The following is a 13,055-nucleotide window of genomic DNA, read 5'->3' as shown; positions in this document are numbered from 1 at the left end:
CCAGCTTGCAAATGGCAATGTTTTCAGACGCGATATTCGCAACCTGCAGAAACTCCGGGACGGATGCGAGGCCTCCCGACGAATCGCGTATCGTGGGAACCCGGCATGAAGTCGTCGCCAAGTAGTAGCAAAAATTGGAATTTGACGATTCTTCAAGATTCTTGTTAACGATTTCTGTTCGCATTCGGCATACGGTAGACGGAAAGATGTTCACGTGGGCCGAGTCAATGAAAGAAGATCAGAAACGAGAGTTGTTTACAGAATGCTGGCTCAAAGCTGAGCCGGCGGTGTCCGCGTATGTTTTCGCATCCGTCTCTCGGTTTCATGACGCTGAAGACGTTGTTCAGCGGATTGCTCAAGAGCTGGCGCGACGCTTTGATGAATTTGACTTCAATCGGCCGTTCGTCGCATGGGCGTTGTGGATTGCAAAGTCGCGCGTGATTGATTTCTACCGGGCTGAGCATCGCACGCGGGTCGTTTTTTCCCACGAATTGCTCGGCCAACTCGCTGACACAATCGCGGCTCAGGCTGATGGTCGGAGCAACCGTCGCGAAGCACTGGAAGCCTGTTTGGAGGAGCTGCCGCCAAAGTCGCGCCGGTTGCTCGATTTACGGTACGTCGAAGAACTGTCAGCCGACGAGATGGCGCAGGAAACCGGATCCACCAGTGGCTCGGTGCGAGTTCTGCTGTCGCGCGTGCGGACGGTGCTCGCCAGTTGCATTGAGCGACGCCTCGCAGTGGAGAATGCGTGATGTCCGTAGACGATGGATTCATCGACCGCATTCTTGAAGGAGCGGTGTCCGACGAAGAGGCCGTGGAGTTTCAGACGTGGCTGAAGGTTCCCGAAAACCTCGAACGCTTTGCGCTTCGTGCCGAGCTACATTCGGACTTGCGGCGTTCCCTGCGGCGCAGACAGATTCAGAAGAATGCGCTGGATGGGGGTACAGACGGCCTCGTCACTGACGCTGTTTCGTCGCGGGAGCAACTCGCATCGCCAATTCCCCGCTCGCGACAGTTGTTGGCGTTGACCGTAACCGCGCTCGTGATGGCAGCCTGCATACTCATCGCATTCGTGCAGCCTGAAAGCAACAGGGATCCAGTCCCTGCTTACGCTTCCGTGGCTTCTGTGGCTTCCGTTGTCAGTCACGTCAGCGGGGTGCTTACGAAAGACGGTTCAACTTGGAACGACGCACAACTCCCTGTGGGCAATTACGAATTAAAGAAAGGCCTGCTGAACCTGCAGTTTGGCGGGGGAGTCATGGTTTACGTTGAGGCTCCTGCCCGCTTCGACGCAGCCAGCGACAAACGTGTCGTGCTACATAGCGGGCGACTGTCGGCCAGAGTGCCTCCTGAAGGGATTGGGTTTACGGTGGAAACTCCCGAAGCGGAAGTCGTTGACTTTGGCACTGAGTTTTCCGTCGATGTGGAAGGCGGCGCGAGCGAGGTGCATGTGTTTGATGGGCTCGTGCGCGTCCATCCCGGGGCATCCAACCGGCGCGATGCGTCTCGATCCGTTGAGCTTCAAGCGTCCCAGGCCCTGCGAATTGCTGATGGGACGACTGAGCCCGAAGACATCTCGATCGCGACCGACAGGTTCATTCGTAACTTTGACGAACCGAGGCTGAACTACGCTCGCTTGGTCAAACGGTTATCGCCGCTCGTCTACTACCGAATGCCGATTCGCGACCGCGGGCTGGTTTCCGAACCGCCCGAGCACTCCGGCGTCGTCTTGACCGGAAAAGGAAAACGCCCGCCGCATGCTCGCGGTGTTTTCGTCGGCGGTTCGCTGCGAGTTGGAGCCGATTCCGCCGGCCGCGGAGGACGCGTCGATTCCCCACCGGCATTAAGCACGGGGCAATTCTCACTAACCGGCTTCGTGTATCTCGAAGCGCCCGCGCAAAACGCAGTAGTCGCCACGAACCTGCATGATGGCCAGGGCAACTTCAACCTTTCTCTCCAAGAGAATGGTCGGCTGAAGGCCACGATCAGAAACGGCGATGGTGACGTGTCATCCATCGCAGGTAGCTCGGTTCTGCCGCAGGAGACATGGCGGCACGTCGTCGTGACCGCTGATGCAGAACGATTGCACCTCTACGAAGACGGGAAACTCGTCGCATCGACGCCAGGTGCGGCGATGGCAGCCAGTGACTCTGATACTACGGTCTGGTTAGGCACGAACTCCATAGCTAGTCAGGTGTGGAACGGCCGGATAGACGAGTTGGCCTTTTTCGACCGAGCACTTAACGAAAACGAAATAGCGGCGCTTTATCGCACTGCTCAAGAAGAAATCGCCAGATCACCATGACAATGACAGTACCTTCAAGTCCAGCCAACGGAGCACCATCAATGCGTCGTCGTCAGTTTCTTGCCGCAGCATCTGCCTGTGCTGCCGCGGTTGCCCCAGCATCAGCACTACTGGCAGCAAACGATACTAGCGCGAAGCAAATACCTATTGGGCTCGATGGTCATTCGATGCGCAGTATGCGTTTCAAGAACTGGAAGGCAACTCAGTTGATCGAGTTCGCTGCAGAGCAAAATCTTGATGCTGTCCTGTTCAATGGGCTGCCCTACTTCGAGAGCCTTGAAACAGGACACCTGAAAAAGCTCAAGAACCTCGCAGACGAACATGGCCTAGGGATCTATATCGGTGCAGGTGGCATCGCAGCGAACGGCAAACAATTCAAGGATACCTGGGGCACGGCGGAGGAACTAATTGCCAAGGCAATCCGCGTGGCGAAGACGGTCGGCTCGCCAGTCGTCAATGTTCGGATCGGCAGTATCGATGATCGCTTTCTCGAAGGCGGAATCCAACCACGAATCGACGAAGCCATTCGAGTTCTCAAGGCAACCCGTTCACGTGCATTGGATGCGGGAATCAAATTCGGATTTGAAAACCATGCCGCCGATCTTCGAAGCGAAGAGCTCGTCACGCTGATCGAAGAGGTCGGGACCGACGTTTGCGGTGTGATGCTTGATCCGGGCAATGGACTGTGGGCAATGGAAGACCCAATGAAGCATCTTCAAGCACTCGCACCCTACACAGTTTGCAACAGCATTCGCGACTACACGGTGTGGTCCAGTGAAGAAGGAGCGATGTTTCAATGGATGGCTCTCGGAGAGGGCATGATGGATGTCAAAAAATACGTAGACACGCTCTCCAAATCCAACCCGGGAATGCCAATCTTCGTCGAGACCATATCGAATTCAGCACGCCCGATTCCGTTCCTGACCGTGGACTATTGGAAGGCTTATCCGAATTTGGACGCGTCGCAAATCGTCGACTTCCTGAAACTCGTCCGCCAAGGAACTGCCGCAACAATCGACGAGCCGGCCGAAGGAGTTGACCGGCGAGAATTCAATCAGCAACACGAACGCAGGGAGTTTCTCCGCAGCATCGCTTACCTTCGCGAACATTGTGGTGCCGGTCTAAAGAATGGTTCGTGACGAAGCCACGCCTGATTCAAATTCCTTTCTCACGTACTCATGCCCGGATGTGCGGAATCTCATGGCACACAGACAGGCCTCCTACAAAGAAGAACTTCACCTCATGAACATACCTTCGCGTTTCCTTTTCAGCATCGTTGCATTTTCCACATTCTGTATTGGCCAGCTGTTTGCGGCAGATACGCGACCCAATGTTGTGTTTCTGGCAGTTGATGACATGAACGACTTTGTCGGATGTCTCGAGTCACGCCCCAATGCGATCACACCGAACATTGACCGGCTTGCCGCTCGTGGCGTGTGCTTCACCAACGCTCACACCGCCGGCGTGTTTTGTGCGCCGAGTCGTGCGGCCATCTTTTCCGGCCAGTACGCGTCGACAACCGGATGCTACATGACTCCGAATTACTTCGTGCATCATCCGGAGATTGAATCGCTGCAAATGAGCTTTGCCAAAGCGGGTTACTCGACGCTTGGTGCTGGCAAGTTATTTCATCATCCGGCCGGTGCGATTGACCAACGTGGTTGGGCAAAGTTCTTCCTGCGAAATCAGTTCCAGCGTGAAGGTGGTTGGGCTTTGGAATCGTGGAGCAGTGATACGCCCGTTCCACAGCCGTTTCCGAACAGTGTTTACAACAAAGGCAAAGAGATCACCGGCGGACTTTTCCTGGAATGGGGAGCGGTTCCCAAGGATCGTGAGGACGAAATGGCCGACACGATACGTGCCAACTGGGCGGTCGACCAACTGAAACGCAAACATGACAAGCCGTTCTTCCTGGCCTGTGGTTTCTACGCTCCTCATTACCCCAACTATTGTCCGCAAAAGTACTTTGATCTGTACGATCGAGACTCTATCGAGACTCCGGCGTTCAAAGAGGATGACCTGGACGACCTTCCGCAGAAGATCATTAAGCAACGCCAGAATCGGAGAAAGCAGCACTACGACAAGCTCGTAGCGATGGGAGCATGGAAGGACGCTCTGCACGGATACCTTGCCTGCACCAGCTACGCCGACGCCATGGTCGGTCGAATCTTGGATGCACTTGCCGCGAGCCCTTATGCCGACAACACGATCGTCGTGCTGTGGAGCGATCACGGCTATCACCTGGGTGAAAAAGGCCAGTGGGGCAAGCACACGTTGTGGGAACGAACCTCCAACGTGCCGTTCGTATGGGCCGGCCCTGGCGTGGCAAAAGGAGCCCGGACCGACGTGACGGTCAGCCTGATCGACATCTATCCGACGCTCGTTGAAACATGCAACTTGCCGTCACCGCGTCAGAAGCTGGAAGGCGTTTCGCTGGCAGCGACTCTGAAGAATCCCAGCGATGCCAAAGATCGAACCGTATATCTGCCCTACATGAACCCCGGTGAATACACGTTGATGAATCGCGATTGGCGTTTCATCCATTACGACGACAAGAACCAGGAGCTGTACAACGTCAAAGTGGATCCGCACGAGTGGGACAATCTCGCATCCGACCCGCAGCACGCGGACGTCATCGCCCGACTGCGGGAATCAGCACCGACAGAGTTCGCCGATCCGGAACCCAAACTCAACGCGAGGCGTGACTTGGTGGTCGAAGGCGAATCCTTCCGCTGGGAGAAAGAAAAAGGCAATTATGTTCCCCACCCAAAGTACCTGCCTTACACCGACTCCGATATGAAGCAAAAGCAATCGAAGCAAGGACGGTAAAGCATGAACCTCAAATTTAGCCTTGGTTGCTACTTGCTGTTGGCAATCTCCTGCGGGCAGTTGCTCGCTGATGAGCCTCAAACGTCTAAGGAGCGCGAGACAGAGTCGCAATCCCTGGCAACTTCCGTTCCGATCGTCGACCGTTCCACTCTGACCGGAAAGGTCATGGTGGGCTATCAAGGTTGGTTCAACTGCCAGGGCGACGGTGCTGATCTCGGTTGGACTCATTGGGCTCGCAATCGACGCGAACCCTTTGCACCTGGAAACGTCACGGTCGACCTTTGGCCGGACATGACCGAGCTCGATTCTGATGAGCGTTACGCGACTGGCTTCACGCAACAGGATGGCAGTGCTGCGGAAGTCTTCAGCAGTGGCAACAGGAAGACGGTGCTACGACACTTCCAGTGGATGCATGACTACGGTATCGACGGCGCCTTCTTGCAGCGATTTGCCAATGGACTACGCCGGGAAGACTCGAATCGTCACAAGGACCGAGTACTCGCTCACGTTCGCGAAGGCGCGAATCTCACCGGTCGATCTTATGCCGTGATGTACGATCTGTCCGGTTTGCAGAAGGGGGGAACGGACATCGTTCGACGTGACTGGACGGTACTGGCCGACCAGCAAAAAATCACGCAAGACCCGGCCTACCAGCGTCACAACGGCAAGCCCGTTGTCGCCATTTGGGGCATCGGATTCAACGACCGCAACAAACCTCGAGAGTACACATTGGCCGAATGCATCGAGCTAATCGCGTCTCTGAAACGGCAAGGTTGTGCGATCATGCTGGGGGTTCCAACAGGGTGGCGAACACTCGACAGGGATGCCATCGACGACCCGCGACTGCATGAGCTTCTTTCGCAGGCCGACGTGATCAGCCCATGGACCGTGGGACGCTATCGAGACTTAGCAGGAGTCCGGCGTCACGCCCGAGAGCGGATCAAGCCTGACATTCAGTGGTGTGAGAATCGCAACATCGATTACATGCCGGTCGCCTTCCCCGGTTTTAGTTGGCACAACATGAAGGGCGAGAAACTGGATTCGATCCCAAGACTCAAGGGTGAATTCCTGTCGTCGCAGATCACCGCCGCGCATGAATCAGGATGCCAAATGTTGTACGTGGCGATGTTCGACGAAGTGGATGAAGGAACCGCCATCTTCAAATGCACTAATGATCCTCCTACCGCCAACGGTGGAACATTTCTGACTTACGAAGGACTTTCAACCGACCACTACCTGAAGCTGGTAGGGCGTGCAGGGAAACTCCTGCGCGGCGAACAAAACACTGAGAATTAATCCATCCGAGATATCCCATGCGATTCGCCTTCTTACTATCCACCTTCCTCATGACGATCCCGTCTACTTTTGCAGACAAGCCGAACGTGTTGTTCATTGTTTGCGACGACTTAAACACGCATGTGTCGACGTCGGGCTATCCGCACATCGAGACACCGGCCTTCGACGAACTTGCGGCAAACGGAATGACGTTTCGTCGCGCGTATTGCCAGTATCCTGTTTGTGGGCCATCAAGAGCATCGTTTCTGCATGGCCTTTATCCTCAATCAACGGGCGTCCTCGACAATAAAACTGATATTCGCAACGTGCGTCCTGGGACCATATCGATACCTCAGCGATTCAAAGAATCTGGATACTGGACAGGTGGCGTCGGCAAAGTCTTTCACAACGAAAAGTTTGATCATGGCGATGTCGCATGGGATCAGGTGTTACGATTTGAAAACGACGAAATGCCGATGGTGACTCCCATCCGTGAGCAATTTGAGACCGAACACGGCCCCGTCAGCGAGGGTAAATCGCGTCGCAAGTGGCGAGAGTTTTACCCCACGATCGCGCCGCAGACGCGCGGACAGAAGCCCGGATATGGCCCGACTGGGCTGAAGGATGAAAAACATAAGGACGGAAAGAACTCGCTTCAGATCTGCGAGTGGCTCACCGAATCTGTCCACGGCGACAAGCCGTTCTTTATGGCTTGTGGAATCCACAAACCACATGGTCCGTTTCTCGCCCCGGACAAGTATTTTGAGATGTATCCGAAGGCTGACCTGAAGTTTACGCCAGCTTCGTTGGAGTTCTGGAGGACCGTTCCGAAAATCGCACAGACGAAACGGCATGAAGGATTTGGGTTTGAGTTCGGTATCGAAAACGAAGATCTTCGGCGCGACTACATGCAGGCTTACCACGCCTGCATCTCCTTTATCGATGCACAAATTGGCAGGATTCTGGAGTCACTCAAACAAAGCGGCCACTGGGACAACACGATTGTCGTCCTCACTTCTGACCACGGCTACTTGCTTGGGGAAAAGTTTATGTGGGGCAAAGTCATGTTGTTTGAACAATGCGACCGCGTCCCTCTCCTCATCCGTGTCCCCGATGGGATCAAATCTGGTTCGACAACACCAGGGACATCCAGCGAAGGACTTGTTGAATTAATCGACCTGTTTCCGACACTGACGGAGCTGTGCGATATCACTCCTCCAGCGGAGCTCCAGGGAAGAAGTCTCGTGAAGATGTTGAAGGCCCCTCAATCCGCAGGGAAAGAAGTTGCCTACACCGTCGTCACCCGGGGAGAACATCTTGGCAAGGCGATCCGCACCCAGCGTTACCACTACACAAAATGGCCCACTGGAGAAGAACTTTACGACCTCTCGCGCGATCCGTACGAAGAAACGAACCTCAGCGATGCACCGAAACACAAAGCGACGCTTGAAATGATGCGAAAGCATCTCGCCAAATCCGAGACTGTCGCAATCGCCGCAAAACAACCAGAGTCGAAGAACATCGACAGTAAGACACGAAAGTGAGAAACACTATCTGATGGACAATATGAAGTATCTGAATTTGATGCAGCGCTATGCAACCGCAGCAATGCTCTTGCTTTTGTTATCGGGCAGTGTCGTTGCCGATCAAGCTGGGTCCGAGCGACCGCCAAACATCGTCTTTATGTTTGCCGACGATCTTGGCTACGGGGATCTCGGTTGCTACGGACACCCCTACGCTCGAACGCCTGCGATCGACCAACTGGCTAAAGAAGGCACGCGTTTCGCTCAGTTTTATGTGACGGGGGTGACGTGTAATCCCAGCCGAACGGGCCTCATGACCGGCCTGTTTCCGGCGCGGTTTCCGAAATACGCCGCCGACTTCGGATTCGGGGACCGGATCACGATCACCGAACTGCTGAAGAAGCGGGGATACAGAACAGGTCACTTCGGCAAGTGGCACATTGGCCCGGACGACAGCGACGGTACATATGGGATCGATACGGTCAAAACGATTGGCAAGAGTCGGGACAGATCAGCCGGTAGAGACACCGACCTTTATTCGGCCGCGATTAAATTCATCAGAGAAAACAAGGACGAGCCGTTTTACGTCAATGTCTGGGGACACGCGACGCACTTTCCCGTGAACACACCGGCCGAGTTGGCGGACCAGTTCAAAGACGCGACAGTCGACAGGGAAGACTTCTCGCCAACCATGCAGCACAAGTTCGATGAGTGTCTGAAGATCGGCGGCGATCTCGATGAATCGATGCGGCAGTATCTCGGCGATGTCTACCAGATCGATTCGAATGTCGGGCGAGTTTTGAAGACGCTCGATGAGTTGGGGCTGCGGGAAAACACCATCGTGGTTTTCTCCAGCGACCACGGGCCGGCACCGGTGGTTCTCGGCAAGCAAGGTACCACAAAATACTCCAACAACATGCTCGGCTACGCAGGTGAGTTTCGTGGCGGCAAACACGAACAATATGAAGGCGGCACGCGCGTGCCGTTTATCATCCGCTGGCCCGACAAGGTCTCAGCCGGTCGGGTCGATACGCAAAACGTCTGCTCGTTCATCGACTGGCTGCCGACGCTGTGTGCGATTGCCGGAGTCGACGAATTGCCGAAGGTAATTGATGGTGAGGATATCTCCGATATCTGGTTCGGTTCCGATCGTGAGCGAACAAAGCCACTATTCTGGAAGACAAGTGCAGTCGGCGCGACGCCAGCGATGCGGGAGGGCAACTGGAAGTTGCATCTGCCACGCAAACAACGCGGTGAACCAGAACTTTACGACCTGTCGATTGACCCCAGCGAGAGTCACAACGTCGCTGAGCAGCATCCAGACGTCGTGAAAACGCTTTCCAGGAAAGTCAAAGCCTGGGCCGCCACGCTGCCCACGGAATACTCCAAGAAAAATGTGAGAAGCAGGTAAAGCTCGTCCACTACGAAGCAGCTTGCCTAAATTTAGAAACGACTAACCGTAAAGACGAAAATCTATGAAATTTCATCACGCCTTGCTCCTCTTGCCGATCGTTGGTCTTGTTTGCCTGTCAGCTAAGGCGAATGGCGAACCGGGACGACCGCCGAACGTCATTCTCTTTCTGGTCGACGACATGGGTTGGACGGACGGGGGTGTCTTTGGCAGCGAATACTACGAGACGCCGAACATCGATGCCTTCGCCAAACAAGCGATGCGTTTCACCAACGCCTATGCGCATCCGCTGTGCTCGCCCAGTCGGGCCTCGATATTGACCGGGCAGGAGGAATCTCGCCACGGCATCCTTTCCGCCCACGGACATCAGGAGCCAGAGCCTTGGGGTGCGCAGGTCTATCAGCCTGCCACAAGCCGAAACGAATATCTGCTTACCAAGAGCCGCACTTACTTGAATCCTGATGCGACGACACTGGCCGAAGTCTTTCTCGACGCTGGCTACCGCACCGCTCACATGGGAAAATGGCACCTCGGTCTGACTCAAGAACACTGGCCGGACCAGCACGGCTTTGAGGTCACGTTTCACTCCGCGCCTGATCCCGGGCCTCCTGGAAGCACCTATTTCTCACCGCACGGGATCCACCCTGACGGAAAGCCAGGTGCCACCCGTCGAGTCGGCAATATTGTTGACGGGCCAGAGGGTGAGCACATCGACGATCGCCTGGGCACTGAGGCAATCAAGTACATCACCGAACACAGAGACGAGCCGTTTTATCTTAACCTTTGGATGTACGACTGCCACGGACCTTGGGAAGCGAAGCTGGATCTGATTCAGAAGTTCGCCAAGAAAGATTCTCAGCCTGATGGTCATACGAACCCAGTCTACGCCGCCATGTTGAAAACCATGGACGACAACTTCGGACGAGTCATGAAGGCGCTCGATGAACTCGGTATCGCCGACAACACCATTGTTGTTTTCTTTTCCGACAACGGCGGCAACACCCACAGCATGAGTGCGAGCGAACAGAAGCGGAAGATGGCCAATCCGAAGAGCAAGACGTATGGCTACACGAAGATTTACAACGACTACGCTGGTGTGCAGTATCCGACGAAGAATCTCGGTCTGCGCGGAGGCAAAGGGAAGCTTTATGAAGGCGGCGAACGCGTTCCGTTGATGGTCCGTTGGCCCAAACACGTTCCTGCGGGCTCCGTCAGCGAGACAATTGTCAATAATATCGACCTCTATCCCACGCTGCTCGAACTGACCGGCCAGGCTGAGCCTGACAATCATGTCATCGATGGGAAATCCTTTGCGAAGGTTCTCACAGAGGGCGAAGAGGGAACGTGCCGAACGAGCGTGAGCTACTTCCCGTATCACGGTGGTGGCATTTCCGTGCGTGATGGCGATTGGAAACTCATCCGACGCTACACTCGCAGACCGGACAGCTACGATGGCCTCGTCGAACTATTCAATCTCAAGGATGACCTCGCCGAATCGAAGAATCTCGCTGCCGAAATGCCGGAGAAAGTGGCCGAGCTTGATCAGTTCATCAAAGCGCACTTTGAACGCACCGGCGGCCTTCCCCCGAAACTCAATCCAGACTTTCAACCGAGAACGACCACATCCGTAGGTTCGAGAACCCCGACGCACGGGCTGGTTCCCAAGCAATGCGAACTCGAGTCGATCGACGGCGGCATACGCGTGATTGCCCAGGGGAAGAATCCCTTCCTGGGAACGGCCCAAGTGAAACTGGACGGACCGATCACGCTGCGCCTGCAAGCTCGGGGCGTCGATGGCAAGAGCGGGACGGGACGTGTTCAGTGGCGAACCCAAAAACAGACTGAGTTTCTTGCAACCGGCCAGACGGTGGACTTCGAAGTTCCTGAGTCGACAACCTGGCAAGACATCACAGTGCAAGTGCCTGTCGAGGGACGAAGTCAGTTGCTTCGTCTGTATGTCCCAGCCACTGACGGTCTCGACATCCGCTCGATCCGCTGGAAAGCCCAGGACGGGAAACCGGTCCAGTGGGATTTTTCAACGGATGCCCGGTAAGGCACGAACGCAAAAGCGGGATTCAGATCTCGCCCACAACGAAAAAGAGATCCATCAACGGAAATCGAATATGCTGAAATCTTTAACATTCTTTGCCCTCATCGGCTGCTTACTGTCGTCACTTGTGTCGGCAACAGAAGAAAGCCCCCCCAACATACTTTTCATTCTGGTGGATGACCTTGGGTATGCAGACCTGGGCTGTCAGGGCAGCAAGGAGATTCGCACGCCTCACATCGACCGGCTTGCAGCTTCAGGCCTTCGCTTCACCGATGCTTATGTCACTGCTCCGCAATGCGGTCCGTCGCGAGCCGGGATCATGACCGGAGTTCACCAGTCCCGCTTTGGCTACGTGGACAATGAAAACAACCATGGACTTCCTGATCCGCACATCCTTCCCTTGATGCCCGAATATCTGAAACAGGCGGGGTACCGGACCGGTCTCGTCGGAAAGTGGCATCTCGGTCAGGGCACCGAATCGATGCTGAGAAAGACACAGAGAGACGAATATCGCAAGGTTCGGAAGACGGACGCTTTCTCGCCAAAACGCGTTGAGGCCGCCGAGCCCTGGAAACGAGGATTCGATGAAGGGTTATTTTTTGTCGGCGGCGGCGGCCACTACTTTCCTTTCCGCTCAAAAACCACTACGTCTGCTGGTTCCAAATACTTCACTTTCGCCGGCCCTGATCAGCAACCTGAACCTTTTCGGCGCGAAGCCAACGCTTTCAAGACCGACATCCTTACCGACGCGGCGATCAACTTCATCAAGAGCAAGGAGACGAAGCCCTGGTTTCTTTATCTCTCCTACACCGCACCTCACACTCCACTGCAGGCCAAGCCCAAGGACATTGCAGCAAACACACATATCAAAGATCCAAACCGGCGTATCTTTGCCGGGATGATGACCTGTTTGGATCACAACATCGGGCGGCTGCTGGGGCATCTCGATCAGCGGGGCCTTCGTGAAAACACTCTGGTCGTTTTCCTCAGCGACAATGGCGGACCGACAAGTAAGAACAAATCTCGCAACGACCCGTTTTCCGGCGTGAAAGGCGATGTCTTTGAAGGAGGCGTCCGGGTGCCGATGATTGCATCCTGGCCCGGTACACTCGCCGAGGGCAAAGTCGTCTCCGGACCTGTCATCTCGCTTGATCTGCTGCCGACGTTTACGGCGGTGGCTGGCAAGCGTGCTGAGCATCCTCTTTTGGACGGCAAGAACCTTTTGCCATGGCTGACAGGCAAAGCTGAGTGCCCCAACGAGACGCTTTACTGGTCCTGGCGTGGGAATTTCAACGCCGTACGTCGGGGAACACTGAAAGAAATTCGAAATGGTAAGCCCGTCAAGTCAGTCGACGGCAAATCCATCCCTCCTCACAACTTCGTCGACCTCGCGACGAACCCAACGGAGTTGGCTGGTGAAGATTCGCTGAAGGATGAAAACAAAAAGCAGCGTTTATCAACCGCGCTCGACGCATGGCTCAGCTCGGTGAATAAAGATGCGAACAAACTGACCCCGAGCAGCAGTAGCCCACCGCCGAGGTGACGAGCTCGCAACCTCCGAACGCACTTTCCAGAAAAGTCAAGAACTTGAGTAACGGCCCTGCCCCGGGGAATACTCCAAAACCAAGGGCGGGAAGCAGATCTTCGCCGCAGCCTCACCGG

9 protein-coding genes are annotated in these 13,055 nt (G+C 55.2%); all 9 read left to right on the top strand.

The window, feature by feature from the left end; translation table 11 throughout:
• Positions 1-206 precede the first annotated feature (206 nt).
• The 9 genes from SH139x_RS13460 to SH139x_RS13420 all read left to right on the top strand — a co-directional run bounded on the left by SH139x_RS13460 (position 207) and on the right by SH139x_RS13420 (position 12,936).
• Complete coding sequence (locus SH139x_RS13460) at positions 207-752, top strand: sigma-70 family RNA polymerase sigma factor (RefSeq protein ID WP_488355713.1); 546 nt, start codon at positions 207-209, stop codon at positions 750-752.
• On the top strand, positions 752-2,305 hold the full coding sequence (locus SH139x_RS13455; protein WP_488355712.1) for a LamG-like jellyroll fold domain-containing protein: 1,554 nt from the start codon (positions 752-754) through the stop codon (positions 2,303-2,305). Before SH139x_RS13460 ends, SH139x_RS13455 begins: the two co-directional genes overlap by 1 nt.
• Positions 2,306-2,346: 41 nt before the next feature.
• On the top strand, positions 2,347-3,444 hold the full coding sequence (locus tag SH139x_RS13450) for a sugar phosphate isomerase/epimerase family protein (RefSeq protein WP_488355711.1): 1,098 nt from the start codon (positions 2,347-2,349) through the stop codon (positions 3,442-3,444).
• 103 nt (positions 3,445-3,547) lie between these two features.
• Positions 3,548-5,134, top strand: a complete 1,587-nt coding sequence (locus SH139x_RS13445; protein WP_488355710.1) for a sulfatase — start codon at positions 3,548-3,550, stop codon at positions 5,132-5,134.
• Between the two features lie 3 nt (positions 5,135-5,137).
• Positions 5,138-6,430 (top strand): glycoside hydrolase family 99 protein, encoded by a 1,293-nt coding sequence (locus tag SH139x_RS13440; RefSeq protein ID WP_488355709.1) that lies wholly within the window; start codon positions 5,138-5,140, stop codon positions 6,428-6,430.
• Positions 6,431-6,447: 17 nt separating this feature from the next.
• On the top strand, positions 6,448-7,953 hold the full coding sequence (locus SH139x_RS13435; protein ID WP_488355708.1) for a sulfatase: 1,506 nt from the start codon (positions 6,448-6,450) through the stop codon (positions 7,951-7,953).
• A 13-nt stretch (positions 7,954-7,966) separates the two neighbouring features.
• Positions 7,967-9,343 carry a sulfatase family protein gene (locus SH139x_RS13430; RefSeq protein ID WP_488355707.1) on the top strand — a complete coding sequence of 459 codons (1,377 nt, stop codon included), beginning with the start codon at positions 7,967-7,969 and terminating at the stop codon, positions 9,341-9,343.
• A gap of 64 nt (positions 9,344-9,407) precedes the next feature.
• Positions 9,408-11,396, top strand: coding sequence for a sulfatase (locus SH139x_RS13425; RefSeq protein ID WP_488355706.1), 1,989 nt, complete (start codon positions 9,408-9,410; stop codon positions 11,394-11,396).
• The gene (locus SH139x_RS13420; protein WP_488355705.1) at positions 11,386-12,936 is read left to right on the top strand and encodes a sulfatase-like hydrolase/transferase; all 1,551 of its coding nucleotides are present in this window, start codon (positions 11,386-11,388) and stop codon (positions 12,934-12,936) included. The genes SH139x_RS13425 and SH139x_RS13420 overlap by 11 nt, the downstream gene beginning before the upstream one ends.
• Positions 12,937-13,055: the final 119 nt, after the last annotated feature.

The organism is Kothea flammea (genome assembly GCF_052161645.1).
GTDB lineage: Bacteria > Planctomycetota > Planctomycetia > Pirellulales > Pirellulaceae > Laterigemmans.
The sequence above is the reverse complement of the archived record's forward strand: the minus strand, read 5'-3'. Positions and strand labels throughout refer to the sequence as shown.